General features: G+C 65.1%; 19 protein-coding genes. 5 read left to right on the forward strand and 14 right to left on the reverse strand.

What is annotated here, in order from left to right:
- Nucleotides 1-53 precede the first annotated feature (53 nt).
- Entirely contained in the window at nt 54-1,640 is a 1,587-nt protein-coding gene (locus MLD63_RS15600; protein ID WP_255330843.1) for a lysine--tRNA ligase, read from the reverse strand.
- Nucleotides 1,641-1,734: 94 nt separating this feature from the next.
- Between MLD63_RS15600 and MLD63_RS15605 the strand changes: the two genes are divergently transcribed.
- Nucleotides 1,735-2,157: a tellurite resistance TerB family protein gene (locus MLD63_RS15605; RefSeq protein ID WP_255330844.1), complete on the forward strand. Its 423-nt coding sequence runs from the start codon at nt 1,735-1,737 to the stop codon at nt 2,155-2,157.
- A 9-nt stretch (nt 2,158-2,166) separates the two neighbouring features.
- Here MLD63_RS15605 and dacB read toward each other — a convergent pair whose 3' ends face one another.
- From dacB to MLD63_RS15630, 5 genes are all read right to left on the reverse strand, one after another.
- A complete protein-coding gene (dacB, locus tag MLD63_RS15610; protein WP_255330846.1) occupies nt 2,167-3,564 on the reverse strand; it encodes a D-alanyl-D-alanine carboxypeptidase/D-alanyl-D-alanine endopeptidase in 1,398 nt (465 codons plus the stop codon).
- Nucleotides 3,557-4,174: a nicotinate-nucleotide adenylyltransferase gene (locus MLD63_RS15615; RefSeq protein WP_255330847.1), complete on the reverse strand. Its 618-nt coding sequence runs from the start codon at nt 4,172-4,174 to the stop codon at nt 3,557-3,559. The genes dacB and MLD63_RS15615 overlap by 8 nt, the downstream gene beginning before the upstream one ends.
- Before the next feature lie 110 nt (nt 4,175-4,284).
- On the reverse strand, nt 4,285-5,370 hold the full coding sequence (locus MLD63_RS15620) for a GGDEF domain-containing protein (RefSeq protein WP_255330848.1): 1,086 nt from the start codon (nt 5,368-5,370) through the stop codon (nt 4,285-4,287).
- Nucleotides 5,367-5,951: a heme NO-binding domain-containing protein gene (locus MLD63_RS15625; RefSeq protein ID WP_255330849.1), complete on the reverse strand. Its 585-nt coding sequence runs from the start codon at nt 5,949-5,951 to the stop codon at nt 5,367-5,369. The genes MLD63_RS15620 and MLD63_RS15625 overlap by 4 nt, the downstream gene beginning before the upstream one ends.
- A 56-nt stretch (nt 5,952-6,007) precedes the next feature.
- Nucleotides 6,008-6,298, reverse strand: a complete 291-nt coding sequence (locus MLD63_RS15630) for a DUF3572 domain-containing protein (protein WP_255330850.1) — start codon at nt 6,296-6,298, stop codon at nt 6,008-6,010.
- A gap of 84 nt (nt 6,299-6,382) precedes the next feature.
- Between MLD63_RS15630 and MLD63_RS15635 the strand changes: the two genes are divergently transcribed.
- The 3 genes from MLD63_RS15635 (at nt 6,383) to MLD63_RS15645 (ending at nt 9,088) form a co-directional block, all read left to right on the forward strand.
- Nucleotides 6,383-7,843: a diguanylate cyclase domain-containing protein gene (locus MLD63_RS15635; RefSeq protein ID WP_255330851.1), complete on the forward strand. Its 1,461-nt coding sequence runs from the start codon at nt 6,383-6,385 to the stop codon at nt 7,841-7,843.
- A gap of 127 nt (nt 7,844-7,970) precedes the next feature.
- The gene (locus MLD63_RS15640) at nt 7,971-8,405 is read left to right on the forward strand and encodes a DUF983 domain-containing protein (protein ID WP_255330852.1); all 435 of its coding nucleotides are present in this window, start codon (nt 7,971-7,973) and stop codon (nt 8,403-8,405) included.
- Entirely contained in the window at nt 8,402-9,088 is a 687-nt protein-coding gene (locus MLD63_RS15645; protein ID WP_255330853.1) for an NUDIX hydrolase, read from the forward strand. Before MLD63_RS15640 ends, MLD63_RS15645 begins: the two co-directional genes overlap by 4 nt.
- Here MLD63_RS15645 and MLD63_RS15650 read toward each other — a convergent pair.
- From MLD63_RS15650 to MLD63_RS15685, 8 genes are all read right to left on the reverse strand, one after another.
- The gene (locus tag MLD63_RS15650) at nt 9,085-9,855 is read right to left on the reverse strand and encodes an enoyl-CoA hydratase-related protein (protein WP_255330854.1); all 771 of its coding nucleotides are present in this window, start codon (nt 9,853-9,855) and stop codon (nt 9,085-9,087) included. The two genes, MLD63_RS15645 and MLD63_RS15650, sit on opposite strands and share 4 nt — an antisense overlap.
- 69 nt (nt 9,856-9,924) lie before the next feature.
- Nucleotides 9,925-10,392: a cytochrome c-type biogenesis protein gene (locus MLD63_RS15655; protein WP_255330855.1), complete on the reverse strand. Its 468-nt coding sequence runs from the start codon at nt 10,390-10,392 to the stop codon at nt 9,925-9,927.
- A complete protein-coding gene (locus tag MLD63_RS15660) occupies nt 10,389-12,350 on the reverse strand; it encodes a heme lyase CcmF/NrfE family subunit (RefSeq protein WP_255330856.1) in 1,962 nt (653 codons plus the stop codon). The genes MLD63_RS15655 and MLD63_RS15660 overlap by 4 nt, the downstream gene beginning before the upstream one ends.
- A gap of 97 nt (nt 12,351-12,447) precedes the next feature.
- Nucleotides 12,448-13,020: a holin family protein gene (locus tag MLD63_RS15665; protein ID WP_255330857.1), complete on the reverse strand. Its 573-nt coding sequence runs from the start codon at nt 13,018-13,020 to the stop codon at nt 12,448-12,450.
- The gene (locus MLD63_RS15670) at nt 13,011-13,622 is read right to left on the reverse strand and encodes a holin-associated N-acetylmuramidase (protein WP_255330858.1); all 612 of its coding nucleotides are present in this window, start codon (nt 13,620-13,622) and stop codon (nt 13,011-13,013) included. The genes MLD63_RS15665 and MLD63_RS15670 overlap by 10 nt, the downstream gene beginning before the upstream one ends.
- Before the next feature lie 82 nt (nt 13,623-13,704).
- Nucleotides 13,705-14,154, reverse strand: a complete 450-nt coding sequence (gene ccmE, locus MLD63_RS15675; RefSeq protein ID WP_255330946.1) for a cytochrome c maturation protein CcmE — start codon at nt 14,152-14,154, stop codon at nt 13,705-13,707.
- 19 nt (nt 14,155-14,173) lie between these two features.
- A complete protein-coding gene (locus MLD63_RS15680; RefSeq protein ID WP_255330859.1) occupies nt 14,174-14,986 on the reverse strand; it encodes a glutamate racemase in 813 nt (270 codons plus the stop codon).
- Nucleotides 14,987-15,051: 65 nt separating this feature from the next.
- Complete coding sequence (locus MLD63_RS15685) at nt 15,052-18,450, reverse strand: indolepyruvate ferredoxin oxidoreductase family protein (protein WP_439957676.1); 3,399 nt, start codon at nt 18,448-18,450, stop codon at nt 15,052-15,054.
- A 161-nt stretch (nt 18,451-18,611) separates the two neighbouring features.
- Here MLD63_RS15685 and MLD63_RS15690 point away from each other — a divergent pair, with 161 nt between their 5' ends.
- On the forward strand, nt 18,612-19,517 hold the full coding sequence (locus MLD63_RS15690; RefSeq protein ID WP_255330947.1) for a LysR family transcriptional regulator: 906 nt from the start codon (nt 18,612-18,614) through the stop codon (nt 19,515-19,517).
- Nucleotides 19,518-19,661 lie beyond the last annotated feature (144 nt).

A 19,661-nucleotide genomic window follows, 5' to 3' on the forward strand; every position in this document is an offset into this window, starting at 1 on the left:
AACGGCGCGCCGCGCAACTGTCGTTGCGGTAAACCCGGCCGTGGCAGGGGTGCTCAGTCTTCGGCGGTCGCAAGCTCTCCGGCCAGCGCGCGTTCGATCAGCGCACGAGTCTCATCGACGCCGTAAAGCGCAATGAAGCCCCCGAAGCGCGGTCCCTGATCGGCACCCAGCAGCACCTGATAGAGGGCCGCGAACCAGTCGCGCAAAGGTTCGAACCCGTGTTCCTTGCCGACCGCGAAGACCATGCTTTGCAGTGCTTCCGGATCGGCGGGCTGATCCCATGCGGCCAGCCGCCCGGCCAGATCCTCCATCGCCCGACGCTCGACATCGGTCGGCACACGGAACGATCGTGTCGGTGCGACGAAATCGTTGAAATAACGCACCGCGAACCCTGCCGCCTTATCAAGACCGGGATTGGCTTCCGGGCTCGCATCGGGCGCATAGCGGCGGATGAACCCCCACAGACCGTCCTTGTCCGAAGCACCCGCGACCGAAGCGAGATTCAGCAGCATCTGGAACGGCACGACCATATCGCTTGCGGGAACGTCGCCACCGTGGATGTGCCAGACCGGATTCGCCGCCTGCTGTTCCGGCGTCTGGTCGGGATAGGCGCGCAACTGCTGATGGTATTCGTCGACGGCCTTCGGGATCACGTCGAAATGCATCCGCTTGGCCGTTTTTGGCTTCTGGTACATGAAATAGGACAGGCTTTCGGTCGCCGCATAGGTCAGCCACTCGTCGATGCTGAGCCCGTTGCCCTTCGACTTCGAGATCTTCTGTCCGTGCTGATCGAGGAACAGCTCGTAGGTGAAATGCTCTGGCTTGCGACCGCCGAGGATCTCGCAGATGCCGTCGTAGATCGGCGTGTTGGTGCTGTGATCCTTGCCGTACATCTCGAAATCGACGTCAAGCGCGGCCCAGCGGGCGCCGAAATCGGGCTTCCACTGCAGCTTCACGTTACCGCCGGTGACGGGCAGCGTCGTTTCCTCACCATCCTCGTCGAAAGTGATCGTGCCGTTCGCCGCATCGACATGCTTGATCGGGACGTACAGCACGCGACCCGTCTTGCGGCTGATCGGCAGGAAGCAGGAATAGGTCTGCTGACGCTCTTCGCGCAGACTGGCCAGCATAACGTCCATGATCGCTTCGTAGCGTTCGGCGGCCAGGCGCAGCGTGTCGTCGAACCGGCCCGAGCGATAGAATTCGGTCGCGCTGATGAATTCATAATCGAAGCCGAACGTGTCGAGGAACCGGCGCAGCATGGCGTTGTTGTGATCGCCGAAGCTCGCATGTTCGCCGAACGGATCGGGCACCGATGTCAGCGGTTCCTGCAGATGCTCGCGCAGCATCTCGGTCTGCGGGACGTTGTCGGGAACCTTGCGCATTCCGTCCAGATCGTCCGAAAAGCAGATCAGCTTCGTAGGGATGTCGCTGATCATCTCGAAGGCGCGGCGGATCATCGTTGTCCGCGCGACTTCACCGAAGGTGCCGATATGGGGCAGACCCGAAGGGCCGTAACCCGTCTCGAACAGCACGAAGCCCTTTTCGGGCGGCGCCTTCTCGTAGCGTTTCAGCACCCGGCGCGCCTCTTCGAAGGGCCAGGCCTTGGAGGTCATCGCGGCATCGCGCAGGGTCGTCATCTGAAAAACTCCGGTCACGGGGATCGACCGGGGCTTATTGAAACCCCGCGGGATCGTCAATAATTTGCCCCGCAAGCCCATTGGGAGTGGACCCATGACCCTCGATCTGCCCTCGTTCTCGCCCGCCGACACGCTGGTCGCGGTCATGGTGGCCGTATCGGCCTCGGACCAGAACATGCGCACCGCCGAACTGATCGCGATTCAGCGGATCGTCGATCACACGCCGGTCTTTGCCAATTACGACACCGACCGCATCCGGGGCGTCAGCCAGACGGTGATCTCGCTTTTCGAAGAAGAGGACGGGATCGACGCCTTGTTCGGTCTGGTTCGCGACTCGCTGCCAGAGCGGTTGTACGAGACCGCCTATGTCCTGGCCTGCGACGTCGCCGCATCCGACGGTCAGGTAAGCGAGGGCGAAGCGGCACTGCTGCAGGAAATCCGCGACCAGCTTGAGATCTCTCGCCTGCACGCCGCCGCGATCGAGCTTGCGGCGCAAGTGCGTCACCGCCGGCTTTAGAACCCCTCTTCAGGCGGCAGCGACGGCGTCGATCAATGCGCGCTGCAGGATCTTGGCGCGCCGCGTCCAGGTGCTGACGCCCGCCGGCAGTTCCTGACCTTCGGTCGCGGCCCTGCGGTCCAGATCGGCACAGAAGATGGTGAAGGCGATTTGCCGGCCATCCGCGTCCGTCGCATAACCCGCAAGGTTGGAGACGAAATTCAGCGTCCCGGTCTTCGCCCGGACCGCGGGAGACCGGGCGTCCGCGTCGCCGAGGTCTTCGTCCAGCGGATGCGCCTTCATCAGGCGTTGCAGATCCGCGGCCTTTCCCGGCCCCGCCATCACCCGCGCCATCGTCATCGAGGTGATGCGGCTGTCCGGCGACAGGCCGGAATGATCGGCCAGCACCATCGGATCGCCGATCCCCTTCCCGGCCAGCCAATCACGCATGGCTGCGCCTGACGCCGCCAGCGTCGATGCGCCGCTGGCGTGCAAGCCGACGACTTCCGCCGTCAGGTTCGTCGAATAGGTCATCATGTCGCGCAGGATCACCTGCAGGGGCGGGCTTTCGACCGCCGCGACCTCCGATCCCGCGGGCAAGGTGTCGATCACCTCTGGCGTAGGCAGAACCAGCCCACGTGCGCGGCACAGTGTCTGGAAGACATCGCCCGCATAAAGCTCGGGCAGGCGCACCGGCAGCCAGCGACTGCCCGAGCGGCCCATCGCTGCCCGTGAGACGGCCCAGGATTCCTGCGCCTCGTCGGCATGATAGGTGAAAAGCACCGCTTGATCCGCGGCGCGCGCGGTCACCGTGTAGGCGCGCGGCGAGTTGGATGCAGCCCGTGCCTCGAGCGAGATCTGATAGTCGCTGCCTGCCTGCCGCCAGTCCAGATGGACACGGTTGAAATTCAGGATCATTCCCGACAGCGCGGGATTGTAGGCGACATGGATCGCTTGCTCGGGCGCGATCGACTGGATTGTCGGCAGCGCGCCGCCCCAGACGGCGAAGCGCGCGGGCGAAGGTTCGCCGGCTTTTACAAGCTGATCGGCGAGCAACGCAAGATCGTCGGTGCTGAGCACGGGATCGCCGCCCCCGGCCAGCACCAGCATATCGCCGGCGCGGACCACGCGCGTGCGAAAGCGATGGTCCGGCCCAAGCCTGTCCAGCGCGTAAAGCGTGGTGATCGCTTTCATCGTGCTCGCCGGCGGAAAGGCCTGCGTGCCTAGCATGGCCATAACGTCGCCCGTCGCGGCATCGATGGCCGCAAAGCTGACATCGCCCGCCAGCCCCGCCGCGGCGATCAGCGACGTGGGATCGGGCGCGGGGCGCAGTGGTGGCCGGGCACCCAATGCTGTGGACGAGATCTCTGCGCGCAGCGCGGCCGGTGCCAGGAACGCCCCGATCAGAAACGTCCGGCGATCAAACATCGCTGCGTCCATTGCTGCGCTTGCGTCGGGCGCGGATCGCGCTGGAGGAAAGGTTCGACATCGGAACGTCGATCAGGACCCAGGCCGGCGCCGTCGTCCATGCCAGTTCCCGCGCGCGCCACTCTGGCAGCCGCCAGCGGCGCATGATCGACGCCGCCCGAGATTGTCGTGCCGAAAGCCGGGTGCCGGGCCGCGCGAAGACCCCGATGGGCACGCGCGCGGCGATCTCGCGCCATCGCGTCCAACGGTCGAATTGCACCAGATTGTCGCTGCCCATCAGCCAGACGAACGCGACGCCCGGATAGCGCCGCTGCAGCGCCGCGATCGTGTCGGCGGTCAACCGCGCGCCAAGCCGCGCCTCAAGCCCCGTAACCCTGACCCGAGGATCGGGCATCAAGGCACGAGCTTGCGCGACACGATCTTGCATCGGGGCTGGCCCGTGAGCCTTCAGCGGATTGCCCGGACTGACCAGCCACCATACCCGGTCGAGACCGAAGCGGCGCAAAGCCTCCTCGGTGATCATGACATGACCTTCATGGGGCGGATCGAAAGACCCACCCAGCAGGCCAATCGTCTGTCCAGGCAGGGCGATGGGGAAATCCGATGACATCCGCAAAGGTGTAAAGCGCGTTGCCCGACCCGCCAAGCGATTACGGGCGGTTTTGCGAAGCGAGCCGGCGACTTGGGCAGCGGCTTACCACCGTCGCGGAATGGTCTCGCTCACACTGGTTCGCCCGCTTCGTCATGGCCGTGCAGGCTGGCCCGCCCGCGCCCCGCATGTTTCGAGCGATAAAGCGCCGCATCCGCCGCCTCCTGCATTTGCTCGACCGCCGGGATCGCAAAGCTGGTCGACAAGGCGATCCCGATGCTGGCGGACACCCGGCAGGTCACACCCTCGACCGTGATGGGTTGCTCGATCCCCGCGATGATCCGGGCGGCCAATGCCTGCAATGCGGCGGGCGAACCGGCGCCTGACAGGATCAGCACGAATTCATCACCGCCATAGCGCGCGACCGTGTCGTTATTGCGAGTCTCGCGCAGCAACACCTGCGCCACCTGTCGCAACACCTCATCACCCGCGGCGTGACCGTGCTGGTCGTTGACCTCCTTGAAGAAGTCCAGATCCAGATGGGCAAGGGCGAACTCCCCCCGGGTTCCTTGCGGCCGAGACGCCTCTACCGACCGCAACGCGACGTTCAGCGCCAGTTCCAGACCGCGCCGGTTGTAGAGACCCGTCAGCGGATCGGTGAAGGCCTGCACCTCGGCCTGTTCGCGCGCCTCGTCCAAACGAAGGTTGAAACGCGACAATTCGGCCATCACAGCGCGATTTGCCTCGTGCAGGAACAAGAGCTCCATCGCCAGTTCGTGCGGCGCGAAGTCGCCGTCGGTCAGACCAAGCTCGCGCACCGCTTCGGCCAGCGCGATGCCGAAACCGAGGTTCAGAAGAAGCGTGCCGTCGCCCAGTTCGACCCCGTGTCCGCGCAGCGTCAGGCGCGGCCCGCCCAGCATACGCAGAAAGATCCGTTCGCCCAGATGCGCGGCGTGAAACAGCGTCGCGACATCGTCTTCACCGGTGCTGGGACGGGTCAGTTGAAAGGCATCGCCAAACCGATGCCCATCGGGCGGCAACAGCTTGCACATGGTCGGCCCGGCCGAAACGATGCTGCCTTCACGCCCCATCTGCAGGTGCATCGGCATTAATTGGGCCAGGGCGAGCGCATCCAGCGTGGCACCGGGAAACGAGGGCGACTCGACTGCGGGAGCCCTCGCGGTCGTGCCCGAGGTCAGATCCGGTGTGTTCTTCACGATGCCGCCGCTGCGTCAGGACCGGTCCATGCGCCGAGCTCGAACTTGCGACCCTCCGCAAACGCATCGTCCGAGATGCGGACAACGACCGCTTCCCCCTCGACCAGTATCAGACCCAATGCGCCGTAATCGTCCGCCATCGCGCGGATCAACCCGGCCATGACGCTGCGCCATTCAGCGAAACAGCCGGTCATCGCGACGTGGGTGTCCTCACCCTCGCCGGCAGTGACGCGAATCCGCGGCATGCCGAGGCTTGGGATCACCATCTGGGCGCGCCCGGGCAGCTCGTCCAGCGAATGCAGGAACTCCTGGAAATCGCGCCCCGAAAATCGCAGAAGACGGCGCACCGGCTCTATCTGTGCCAGCCACGCGCCCAAATCCTCCAGCATCTCCGCCTCGGGCTTGTTGCGCCGCAGCGCCGCCTGATTGATCAGCGCATGGCTGATCGCATCCGGGTAGTCGCGCATCGTCTGAAAGCCACGCGCGTCGATGCCCGACGCCTCGGCCACGCCGAGCCAGAACGCGTCACCATAGGTGCCGCGCAGAAATCCTTCGATCGAGCGATTGATCAAACCGTGCATCTTGCCCTCTGAGGCGAGTAATAGGACAAAAGCGTTAAGAATTCGGAAACGCGCGATCAGTCCGCGCTCCACCCCTCGCTCCCCGGTCCCGCAAGAATGGTCCGCGCGCGCATGATCCGGTCGGGCGACAGCCGCGCTGCCTGCGCAAAATCCAGCAGACGCCTGTCGTCTGCCGTCACGAAATCCAGCACAAAGACCGTGAAATCCGGATCGTGGGCGGCCTGTCTCAGCTGGCTGGCATCGATCCCGGCATTGGCCAAAAACTGCTCGCACATCTCGTTGTCGCCCGCGATATGGGCGAGCGCCTGCGTGGCCACATCCTGTGCTGCGGCTTTCTCGTCGCGCATGTTGAACCCTTCCTCGTGCGATGAAGCTTCATGTGTCTCGAAAAGGTGGGGCGAAACACTTTGTTAAAGGTTTGATGCGTATCCTTGAGCAAGACAACCAGCAGTTGGGAAGAACGCGTCGTCATGACCGGCCAGATCCTCATCGCAGATGCGCAGGCGACGAACCGAATCACGCTGAAGGTTCGGCTGTCTGCCGCCTGTTATGACATTCTGACCGCCTCCGGCGTCGATCAGGCGATGCAGGCGGCGGAAACGCAGCGTTGCGACCTCGTGATCGTGGGATCGGGGCTTCCCGATGATGAGCAGGCTCGGCTTTGCGCCGCGTTGCGTCAGATACCCAGACAGCGCGACATTCCCGTTCTGGTTCTTTGCCGGGACGATATGCGCCTTTCCGCGCTTCGCGCCGGTGCCAGCGCGGTGCTGGATCCGCAGGGTGACGAATTCATGCTTCTTGCGCGTGTGCGCGGTCTTCTTCGTGACGCGGCACAGGGTCTGGGGACGCCGCTTGATGCGATATCCGGTTTCGCCGAACCCCGCGCGGAATTCGGCGGGCAGGCAACAGTCGGGCCTGCCGTGGCGCAGCGTATCGCCCTGATCGCGGACCGCCCGGCGCGGGCGCTGGCGTGGAAATATGCGCTGGCACCGTATCTGGCCCATCGATTGCAGGTCCGCGACCCCGATCAGGCACTGACCGACGTCGCGGCGGGTCGCGCGGCTGATCTGTACCTGCTCGCCGCCGATATCGATCAGCCGGGCGAAGGTCTGCGGTTGCTGTCCGAACTGCGCTCGCGTCCTGCCTCACGCCACGCGGCCTTCATCGTCGCCACCCCGACAGAGCGGCCCGATCTGGCGGCTATCGCGCTGGATCTGGGTGCGGGCGACACCGTGCCGCTTCTGCTGGCCGCGCCCGATCGGATCGAGACGGCGGTCATCGCGATCGACCGTCAGCTTGCGCAGAAGGCGCTGACCGATCAGCGCCGGACAGCCGCAGAGCGCTCGCTGACCTGGGCCATGACCGATCCGCTCACCGGGCTTTACAATCGCCGCTATGCACTGCCGCGTCTTGCCGAGGCGATGCGCGATGCCCAAACGCGCGGGTCGGCGCTGTCGGTTTTGGTGATGGACATCGACCGCTTCAAGCAGATCAACGACAGGCATGGTCATGCGGCGGGCGATGCGGCGCTGCGCGAAACCGCGTCACGCATCGAACGCGTCGTGGGGCTTTCAGGTCTGGTTGCGCGGATGGGCGGCGAGGAATTCGTGGCGATCCTGCCGGGCGTTTCGGTGCGCGAGGCCTGCGCACAGGCCGAAGCCATCAGGGCAGAGGTCATGGGGGCAGACATCGCGCTGCCCTTCGAAAAAGCCAAAGGCCCGGTGCGTCTGACGCTGTCGATCGGCGTGGCGTCGCTGCGCGAACGCGATCTTTTCGAAGAGGCCGACGCAACGGCCGAGGCGCTGCTGGACCGTGCCGATCGCGCGATGATGGCTGCCAAGAGCAAAGGCAGGAATCGCGTGATTCCCGATCGGGGGCATATCGCTGCCTGACCTGAACAAGGGTGACATCCCGATTGGATTCCAGCGTCGAACTGGCTCCGCATGGCTCGCGGCACTGGAATTTGTCGCGCTGAAAGCCTAGATAGAAGACGGTTCCACGACAGGCCGAAAACACGCCATGACCCAGACCGTCACTTCACGCATTTCCGAAACCGAACGTCCGACCGGCAGGGCCGTGCTTCGCGGCGCCCTCGGTCGCTGCCCTGCTTGCGGCGAGGGTCGGATCTTTTCGTCATTTCTGAAGGTTCGCGACACGTGCCCCGAATGTGGCGAGGCGCTGCATCATCAGCGCGCCGATGACGGACCGGCCTATCTGACGGTTCTGATTGTCTCGCATCTGTGCGCACCGGTGCTGCTTTGGGTGTTCGTTGAATGGCGCCCTTCGGTGGCGGTGATGCTGGCGATCTTCGGGATCGGGGCCATCGTTGCATCGCTGGCGATGCTGCCGCGGATCAAGGGCGCGCTGGTCGCCTTCCAATGGGCGCGGCGAATGCACGGATTTGGTGGCGACATCGGTCCTGCAACGACCGTGCCTGACCCCGCCAGCGCGTGAGCGATCAGGGACCGCCCATCCGCGACGCGGCGACGATCATCGCGATCCGTCGCCAACCCGGCCCGCCCGCCGTCTTGATGGGGATGCGCGGTGCCATGGCCGCCTTCATGCCATCGAAATACGTCTTTCCGGGCGGCGCGGTTGATCCGGGCGATGCTGACCTGCATCTCGCCCGCCCGCTCGCCTCCTCAGACCAAGCGCGCCTTCTGGCAGAACCGCGTGATGGCGTCACTCCTGACCCTGCGGCGCTCGCTGCCGCCGCGCTGCGTGAACTGGCCGAGGAAACGGGGCTGCTGATCGGCCGCTCCGGAGCCGGCTGTCCCCTGCCCGGTTACGCCGAGGCACAGTTGATCCCGGATGCCGGATCGCTGATCTATCTGTTTCGCGCGATCACGCCGCCGGCACGTCCGCGCCGGTTCGATGCGCGGTTCTTCCTGATCGACGCCGCCGAAATCCACGGCGACCCCGAGGATTTCAGCCGCGCCTGCGACGAATTGTCGCACCTGCACTGGGTTCCTCTGCCCGAGGCGCGGGCACTGGACCTGCCCTTCATCACAGAGGTCGTCCTGGCCGAATTGGCCGAGCTTCTGGTCGAGGTCGGTGACGGCCCGCTTCGCGCGCCGGACACGGTGCCGTTCTTCGACAACCGGACCCGCACCCCGCGCTTCTCCCAGATCGCTTAGCGTCCGGTGAAGCGCGGTTTTCGCTTTTCCAGAAACGCCGTGACCCCTTCGCGGAAATCGGCGCTGCGCCCGGCTTTGCCCTGCAACTTCGCCTCGAGCTTCAGCTGATCTTCCAGGTCGTTGTCGAAGCTCGCGGACAGCGCCTCGCGGATCGAGACATAGGCACCGGTCGGTCCATCCGCGATGTGGCGCGCGCGCGCCGCGACGCCCTGGGCGAATTCGGCGTCCGGCAATGCCTCCCAGATCAGGCCCCAATCGGCGGCCTGCCGCGCCGGGATCTGGTCGGCGAACAGCATCATTCCCATGGCACGCGCATGACCCACCGCCCTCGGAATAGCCCATGTTCCGCCTGCATCGGGGATCAGCCCGATCCGGGTAAAGGCCTGCCCGAACACCGCACTTTCCGCCGCGATCACGACATCGGCGACCAGTGCGAGATTGGCCCCCGCCCCGACCGCGATACCATTCACCGCCGCGATGACCGGCACCGGACAAGAGACGATGGCGCGCAGCATCGGCTCGTATTCATCGCGCAACACCGCCTCCAGATCGGCGCTGACCGCACCGTCCGCCAGATCCTGCCCGGAACAGAAACCACGCCCGGACCCTGTGATGACGACGCACCGCGTACCTTCGGGAAGATCGGTCAACGCCGCCGTGATCTCGGCCCGCATCGTCCGGTTCAGCGCGTTCAGCACGTCGGGACGGTTCAGGATCAGCGTCGCGATGCCACCCTCGGCGTTGAAGCGGATCGTTTCCTGACTCATCGTGACCTCCTCTGGCATGTCGGCGGTCATCATGCGCAGCGAGGCGAGCAAGGCCAGCGCGACGGCGCGTCAAGCGCGCGTATCGTCTTCCATCAGCCGGTCGAGACGCGACCGTTCGGCATCGCTCAGTGGGACCGGCGCGGCAATCTCGCGACGCGAGCGCAGGAAGCTCCACGCGATGATCAGCCCGATCAACGCAAGGATCGGTCCGGCCAGCCACAGGATCAGGTTGCCGCCACGCGCACGCGGTTCGAACAGGACGAACTCGCCGAAGCGGTCGGTGACCGCGTCGATGACCTCATCGTTGCTGTCGCCGTCCACCAGCCGCTCGCGCACGTAAAGTCGCAGGTCCCGGCTGATTGGCGCGTTCGACTCGTCGATGTTCTCGCCCTGGCAAACCGGGCAACGCAGCTTCTGCGAGATTTCCCGCGCGCGTGATTCAAGCGCAGGATCGTCCAGCACCTCGTCGGGCTGCACGGCCAACGCCGCCGATCCGAGGCTCAACATCAGCGCCAGGATCAATCCGGCACGTTTCATTCCGCGGGCACCGCTGCAAGCCGCCGCGACCGCGCACCGGCCGCAACGCGATAGCGCCGGTCGGTCAGGCTGACCAATCCGCCCACGGCCATCAGGCCCGAGCCCAGCCAGATCCAGAAGGCGAAGGGTTTGACATAGGCGCGCACAGCCCAGCCCCCGTCCGCCTGCGCGTCGCCGATGACCAGATACAGGTCGCGGAACAGCCCGCCATCGATCGCGGCCTCGGTCGTCGGCATAGCCTGGACGGGATAGACGCGCTTTTCGGGATGCATCACCGCCACCTCGCGCCCGTCGCGCCTGACCCTCATGGTCGCGGTCGTGGACAGGTAGTTCGGTCCCTGCACCTCGGCCACATCGACCAGCGTCACCTGATAGCCTGCGATGTCGAAGCTTTCACCCGGGCGGGCGACGCGGATATCCTCGACCTGCCACGCAGTCAGAAGGCTGACCCCGATGAAGGTCACACCGACGCCTGCATGGGCTATCGCCTTGCCCCAGTCGGCGCGCGGCAGACGTGCCAGACGCCCTAGACCCGCGCTGCCGGTACGGTGCCACAACTCGGCCGCCGCCCCGAAGATGAGCCACGCCCCCAGACCGGCGCCGATCACGGCGATGGAGGATCGTCCGGTCGAGACGGCAAAAACCAGGGTTGCCACAGCCAGCGCCAGTACCAGTGCCGCCGCCAGCGGGCGCGCGGCGCGCGCGATCTGCCCGCGCTTCCACGGCAGGATCGACCCCAAGGGCAGAACGATCGCCAGCACGATCATGAACGGCGTGAACGCCTTGTTGAAGAACGGCGCGCCGACCGACAGCTTTCGGTCCCATAGCAGTTCGGCCAGCAACGGCCACATCGTACCGACGAAGACGACCAAAGCCGAAACTGCCAGCAGGACGTTGTTCAGCACCAACGCCCCTTCGCGCGATACCGGCTGGAACACGCCTTTCGCCGTCATCGCGCCCGCCCTCGCCGCATAAAGCGTCAGAGCGCCGCCAACGAAGAAGGCGAGGATCGCCAGGATGAACACGCCGCGCGCCGGATCGCTCGCGAAGCTGTGGACCGAGGTGATGACCCCGGACCTCACGATGAACGTGCCGATCAGCGAAAAGCCGAAGGCCATGATCGCGAGCAGGATTGTCCAGCTTTTCAGCGATTCCCGCTTTTCCACGACGATTGCGGAATGCAGCAGCGCGGCTGCCAGAAGCCATGGCATGAAGCTGGCGTTTTCAACCGGGTCCCAGAACCAGAAACCGCCCCAGCCAAGCTCGTAATAAGCCCACCACGAGCCAAGGGCGATGCCGACCGTCAGGAACATCCAGGCGGCCAAGGTCCAGGGCCGGACCCAGCGGGCCCATGCCGCATCCACCCGCCCCTCGATCAGGGCGGCGACGGCAAAGCTGAATGACATCGAAAGCCCAACATAGCCGAGATACAGGAACGGCGGATGGAAAGCCAAACCGGGGTCCTGCAGCAGCGGGTTCAGGTCACGCCCGTCGAACGGCGGATTGGTGAAGCGCAGAAACGGGTTCGAAGTGAGGATGATGAAGGCCAGAAAGGCCACGCCGATCGCGCCCTGCACCGACAGCACCCGCGCGCGCAGGCTGGGTGGAAGATTGCCCCCGGCGACCGCCGCCGCCGCCCCGAACAGCGCGAGGATCAGCACCCAGAGCAGCATCGAGCCCTCGTGGTTCCCCCAGACGCCGGTGATCTTGTAAAGCATCGGCTTGGCCGTGTGGCTGTTCTCGTAGACCAGCCGGACCGAAAAATCCGAGGTCACGAAGGCCTGGGTCAAGGCCGCGAACGAAATCGCGAGCAGCCCAAATTGCGCGATCGCCGCAGGACGGGCACTGTCCATCCAGGCGGGCGAACCACGATACGCGCCCACCATCGGCACCACGGTCTGAAACAGCGCGACCCCCAGTGCCAGGATCAGCGCGAAATGCCCAAGCTCCGCTACCATCGGCGTCTCCCCTTGTCGGGGCGACCATAAAAGCTGGGCCAAGGCGGGGAAAGCCCCACCTTGGCCCGAACCTGTCAGCTTTGCGTGTGTTGCGGCCTCAGCCGCGCAGCGATGCGGTCCAGTCACGCAGCGCGGCGTTGTCGGCGAAGCTGTCGGTCTGCGCAGGCGCGGACGCGATCGGCGTCGGGAAGATCGAGTCGGAAGCGGTCGTGCCGCCGCTGACCTGAGCGGCGTCGTTCCTGACCGTCGTCTTTGTCACCGATGTCGGCCAGACCCGACCGCGAAAGTAATGTGCCTCGCGTGCGCCGAAATAGAAGCTGACGATCGCGCCCAGCAGCCACCACAACGGCTCGGGCACCAGCGCGAGCCCCTCCATTCGCAGCGAGAATCCCACCGGCTCGGCCATCGCGTAGACGAACAGACCCAGCACGCCCAGCGTCATCATCGGTCGTGGCAGACGGTTCATGCCGTTCACCAGGCTGTCGAACCAAGTTTTGGGCGCCTGCCCGAACTCCTGCCCGTGCTGGCTGATAGCGCGGGCATAGGCCTCCTCGTCCAGCTCCATCCGGCGGGTGGCATTCTGGGTGAAAACCTCTGCGACGTTGCTGGCGGCGGTGCCGACCGCGCTGACCTGCGCGCCGACATTGATGAAGCGGTCGATCACGCCCATTGTGCGGTCCTTTCGCGATGCTCTGCGGCAGTCAGGTGATACTGCGGTGCGATAAATTCCTCGGCCCGCGTGATCCAGCCGCCCTTGCCGCCGTTGCGGGCGCGGGCATATTTGCGGCTGGCGGCGCGGGCATCGGCCAGCGCGTAATAATAATTCCGCCGCGCGATCCCGTAGGCGTCGGCCAGATGCAGCGGCGCGGCTGCGGCCGCCGCATTGCAGGCCCCCAGCGTTTTCGGACCGACGACACCGTCATCCTTGGCGGCAAAGCCCATGCGCGACACCAGCCGTTGCAGGATCTTCACCGCGTTCGCGCCGGCATTGACGTACATGTCGAAAACGCTTGGCTGGATCGCCGGCGGCAGACCGGCGATGCCGGGACGACGGAAATAATGCTCGACGAAGATCTGCGTGGCCTGGTCGCGGGTCAGCGCCTTGACGTCGGCGGTATCGACCTTGCCGTCCCCGGTCAGATCCAAACCCAGCCTGCGCATCGTCCCGATCGTGACGCCGTATTTCGTCGCACCACCGGGATCGTCGGGGTCGTTGACGTAGCCCCCTTCACGCGCGACGATTTCCGTCGCGATCTCTTCGACTGTGCGCATCACGCCCCCTTTTTCGGCCCATCCGAAAAGGTGGCGGAACAGGGTTAACGCGCCCTTAACCCCTCGCCCGTTGCGCGCCGCATCAGGAGTTGGGGTCCTGGTAGACGCCGGCTTCCTTCAGCGTGTCGACGACTTCGCGTGGCATGTAGCTTTCATCGTGCTTGGCCAGCAGGTCGCTCGCTTCGAAGCGGCCCTCGCGGAAATGGCCCTTGGCGATCGTGCCCTGCCCTTCCTTGAACAGATCGGGGCGCGGATCGCGGCCAACATAGGCGACCGGGATCTCGGTCGCGCCGTCGGTCACGACGAAATCGAAGGCCACGCCGTCACGGTTCACGATCGAGCCTTCCTTGACCAGACCACCGATCTGGAAATACTCGTCAGGCGAGGGTGGCGCCTCGCTGACCTGGCTAGGCGAGCGATAAAGGTTGATGCCGTCGCGAAAGCCGTAACCGATCAAGCCGGCCGCGATCACCAGCGCCAACATAGCCGCCGTGATGACCTGAATACGCCGCCGCTTCTTCAGCGATTTCATGCCTGCCATGTTCGCCTCCTCAGGCCGCCTCGAACCGGATCGCGCTGCGCAGGAACTGCGTCGCCTTGCCCGAGACCCGCACCGGATCGCCCGTGGTCAGGAACCGGGATTCCGTTCCGGTCCCCATGAATTCGGGCCTGCGCTCAAGATAGTCGGCCAGGCTGGCCGCGACCAGACCCGCCTGCGAATAGACCGCGACCTTGGGGCCCAGGGCCTGCCGGAACGCGCCCTCGACAAGCGGATAGTGCGTGCAGCCCAGCACCGCGGCTTCCGGATGCGGCATCCGGCGCAACAATGCCTCGACGTGTGAGGCGACAAGCGCCTCTGCCAGAATTTCGTCGCCCTGCTCGATCGCATCGACGACGCCGCCGCAGGGCTGCGCCTCGACATCCACACCGACCGCGCGGAAGGCCAGTTCGCGCTGGAAGGCGCGGCTCGCGACCGTCGCGGGGGTCGCGAACAGCGCCACATGCTTCACCGCCACTTCGCGCGGGGGCGAATTGTCGCCCCATTGCCGTTCGGTCAGCGCCTCGATCATCGGGACGAAGACGCCCAGCACCCGCTTGTCGGAAGGCAGCCACTTTTCCTGCATCCGGCGCAAGGCGGCGGCCGAGGCGGTGTTGCAGGCCAGGATCACCAGATCGCAACCCTCGTCCCACAGCCGTTCGACGCCCGCGCAGGTCAGGGCATAGATGTCGTCGGCGTCGCGCACGCCATAGGGCGTGTGCGCATTATCGCCCAGATAGACCAGCGGCAGGTTCGGCATCCTTTCGCGGATGCCCTTGAGGACCGTCAGCCCCCCAAGCCCTGAATCGAATACGCCAACCGCCATCGCCCGTTCTCCTGCCCGCCGAAACCATCCTTTACGCGCAGGGGGCCAAGGTGAAAAGCGCGACCTTATTCCGCCGCTTCACGCATGGGCGAGCCACCAGCGCGAAACTCGGCCAACAGTTCCGCCCGCCGCACCGCCGCCTTGTCGGCCGCCGCGTCCTTGACCGGGCCGTAACCCAGAACGGTCAGCGGCAATTCGGCCAATTCCAGCGCTTGCGGCATCGTGGCAGACGTCACGCTTGGCAGAATCTCTGCCATATCGGCCTCGTATTCCGCGATCATCGCGCGTTCGCGCCGCCGTTCCGGCAGGTAGCCGAACGGGTCCAGGCGCGTGCCCCGCAGCCGCTTGCCGCGCGCCAGGACGCGGAAGACATTCAGCATCCACGGCCCGAATTCGCGCTTCTTCGGGCGCCCTTCGGCGTCGCGGCCGGGCAGCAGCGGCGGGGCGAGGTGGAAGGACAGCTTCGTGTCTCCATCCCATCGCGCCGCGACCTGATCTGCCGTCGCCAGATGCAATCGCGCGACCTCGTATTCATCCTTGTAAGCGAGCAGCTTGTAGTAACCGCGCGCGACGGATTCGCGCAGCTCGGCCGGCGCCCGCGCGACCAGATTGCGGAAGCGTCGCGCCAGCCGCTCGTCCTGATAGCCGACCAACCGCTCGGCGCGGTATTCGACCGGATCGACCGTGTCCTCTGCGGTCTCAACCGGCGCCAGCATCCGCCGCGCGGCCTCGGGCTCGGCGACGGCCCAGCGGCCGATCGCGAAGGCCCGCTGGTTTTCCTCGACCTTGGCGCCGTTCAGACGGATCGCCTCGGCGATGGCCGATTCCGACAGTGGCAAAAGGCCCTGCTGCCACGCCGCGCCCAGGACCAGCATGTTCGAATAGATCGAATCGCCCAGCAGCTTCAGCGCCAGTTCGTTGGCGTCGAAGAAGGCGACGTGATCGCCCAGACGCGCCTGCAGCGACATCTTCAGCCGCTCAGCCGGAATGTGGAAGGTTCGGTCGCGGGTGAACTGTCCGGTGATGATCTCATGGTCGTTCACTACCGCGCCGGTACGGTCCTTGGTCATCAGCCCAATGGTCTTAGCGCCCGCCGTCACCACAAGATCGCCGCCGATCACGCAATCGGCCTCGCCCACTGCGACGCGGATGGCGCTGATGTCTTCGGGACGATCGGCCAACCGCAGGTGGATGTGGACCGCGCCACCCTTCTGGGCCAGCCCCGCCATCTCCATCATGCCGGCGCCCTTGCCGTCGATATGCGCGGCCTGCGCCAGCACCGCGCCGATGGTCACGACGCCGGTGCCACCAACGCCGGTGATGACGACGTTATGCGTGCCCTGGATCGTGGGCAGCGATGGCGCGGGCAGGTCCGGCAGATCGAAGGCAGCGGCCTTGGGCTTCTTCAGCGTGCCGCCGAGGACCGAGACGAAGCTGGGGCAGAACCCCTTCACGCAGGAGTAATCCTTGTTGCAGGACGACTGGTCGATCTTGCGTTTGCGGCCCAGTTCCGTGTCGTTCGGGACGATCGAGACGCAGTTCGACTGCACTCCGCAATCGCCACAGCCCTCGCAGACTTCCGGGTTGATCCAGATGCGCCGGTCCGGGTCCGAGAACGCGCCCTTCTTGCGCCGCCGACGCTTCTCGGCCGCGCAGGTCTGGACATACAGGATCGCGCTGACGCCCTTGACCCCTTCCATTTCGCGCTGGACGGCCATCATCTCGTCGCGTTCCTCGAACCGCATGCCCGACGGGAACTGGCCGCGATCCACGTCCTCCTTCTCGTCATAGACGACGACCACAGGATCGACGCCCATCGCGGCCAGCTCGCGCGCGATCTGTGGCGCAGTCAGCCCGCCCTCGTTCGGCTGGCCGCCGGTCATCGCGACCGCATCGTTGTAGAGGATCTTGTAGGTGATGTTCGTGCCCGCCGCCTTCGCCGCGCGGATCGCCAGAGAGCCGGAATGATTGTACGTCCCGTCGCCGAGGTTCTGGAACACATGGTCGCGGTTGCTGAACGGCGCCTCACCGATCCAGTTGGCACCCTCGCCGCCCATATGGGTGAAGCCCTCGGTCTCGCGACCCATCCACTGTACCATGTAGTGACAGCCGATCCCGGCATAGGCACGGCTGCCCTCGGGCAACCGGGTCGAGCTGTTGTGCGGGCAGCCCGAACAGAACCAAGGGGTCCGGGTCGCGATCTCGGGCGCGTTGTCATTGCGGCGCACCTCGGTCAGCCGGGTCAGGCCAGCCTTGATGCCTTCGGTGCCGCGTCCCTCTTCGATCAGGATGCCGCCGATCTTCTGGGCGATCATCACCGGGTCAAGCGCATAGCGGGTCGGGAACAGTTCCTCGCCGGTGCGGTCGTGCTTCCAGCCGTGGACGCGGCGACCGTGGCGATTGTCGAAGATCGCCTCTTTCACCTGCACCTCGATCAGCTTGCGCTTCTCCTCGACCACCACGATCACATCCAGGCTCTCGGACCATTCCTGGAACGACTTCATGTCCATCGGGAAGGTCTGGCCGACCTTGTAGGTGGTCAGTCCGAGCCGATCGGCCTCTGCCTCGTCGATGTCCAGCAGTGATAGTGCATGGACCAGATCGAGCCAGTTCTTACCCGCCGCGATGAAGCCGATCCGCGCCCCCGGCTTTCCCCAGACCGGGCGGTCGATGCGATTGGCGCGCGCGAAAGCCTCTGCCGCGAAGCGCTTGTAGTCGATCATCCGCGCTTCCTGCGCGACCGGGGTGTCGCCCAAGCGGATATTCAGCCCCCCGTCGGGCATCGTGAAATCAGGTGTGACGAAAGATTGCCGGAACGGGTCGCCATCGACGACACTGGTCGCCTCGACCGTGTCCTTCATCGTCTTGAGGCCGGTCCAGACGCCCGCGAATCGCGACAGCGCAAAGCCGTACAGCCCGTAATCCAGAATCTCTTGCACGCCAGCGGGCGAGAGAACCGGAACATAGGCATCGACCATCGCCCAGTCGGACTGATGCAGCACGGTCGAGCTTTCGCCGGTGTGGTCGTCGCCCATCGCCATCACGACGCCGCCAAGTTTCGACGATCCCGCCATGTTCGCATGGCGCATCACGTCGCCCGACCGGTCCACCCCCGGCCCCTTGCCGTACCACAGCGCGAAAACGCCATCGTATTTCCCCTCGCCGCGCAACTCAGCCTGCTGGCTGCCCCAGATTGCAGTCGCTGCCAGATCCTCGTTGAGACCGGGCTGGAAGCGGACCTTCGCATCCGACAGCCGCTTCCGCTCACGCGTCATCTGGATATCGACGCCGCCCAACGGGCTGCCGCGATAGCCGGTGACCAGCCCGGCCGTGTTCAGGCCGGCGGCCTGATCGCGCGCCGATTGCATCAGCATCAGCCGAACCAGCGCCTGTGTCCCGTTCAGAAGAACGTGGCGCTTGTCCAGATCGAAGCGGTCGCCCAAGGAAAATTCGGTCTTGCTCATCTGGCGCTCCTCCTCAGCGGCTGGATGGCATTTCCGCCATTATAGGTCAGAAAAGCTGACCGATAAAACGAAATCGTCAGGTCCCTAGATATTGGCACCCTGCCGCGCAAAGTTTAGGGTTGCGTCCGCTGCATGGCTGATCGCGCAGGATTGTGACCGTGATGGACTGGGACAAGCTTAGAATCTTTCACGCCGTTGCGGATGTCGGCAGCCTGACCCATGGCGGTGAGAGCCTTCACCTGTCGCAATCCGCCGTCAGCAGGCAGATTCGCGCGCTTGAAGAATCACTCGGCACGACCCTGTTCCACCGCCACGCGCGCGGCCTGATCCTGACCGAACAGGGCGAATTGCTTTACGCGGCGACCGCTGCCATGGCGCAGACGCTGGACACGACGGCCGCGCGCATCCGCGACAGCGAAGAACATGTCATCGGCGAATTGAAGGTGACGACGACCACCGGCTTCGGCACGCTGTGGCTGGTTCCGCGCTTGGCCAAGCTCTACGACCGCCACCCGGACCTGAAGATCGACCTGATCCTGGAAGAGCGGTTGCTGGATCTGCCCATGCGCGAAGCGGACGTTGCCATCCGCATGAAGGAGCCGAGCCAGTCCGACCTGATCCGCCGCCGCCTGCTGAACATCCGCATGCGTCTTTACGCGACCGAGGACTACCTCGCCCGGACAGGGACACCGGAAGGTCTGGCCGATATCGCCAATCACCGGCTGATCTGCCAAAGCCCTACGACGCCTCAGGTCAGCTCCGGCGCGGTGCTGTCGCAGATGCTGCTCAGCTACAATCTGAACTCGACGCTGATGGTGAACAACTATTTCGGTGTCCTGCAGGCGGTTCTGGGGGATGTCGGCGTGGGCATCCTGCCCGATTACCTGACCGCAGACTTCCCGCAGCTTGTGAGGGTCCTGCCAGAGGTCGAATCGCATGAAGTGCCAGTCTTCCTCGCCTTCCCTGAAGAATTGCGGCAGTCGAAACGCGTGACGGCGTTTCGCGATTTCGTCCTGGAAGAAATTCAGTCCTATCGCAAATGGCAGAGCGAATCCGGCACAGCTTGATCCGGCAATTGTCTGATTTGCTTGATCAACCGTGCCGAGTTTCGCGGCCCTTCCAATGTTAACCTACAACTTTAGCGTGTCGCTATTCAGCAACTGCATACCCGCCATGCTGCATTTGCAGCATCCTGCGTCTTGCCTAATAGG

Source organism: Paracoccus albicereus (assembly GCF_024359525.1).
GTDB classification, from domain to species: domain Bacteria; phylum Pseudomonadota; class Alphaproteobacteria; order Rhodobacterales; family Rhodobacteraceae; genus Paracoccus; species Paracoccus albicereus.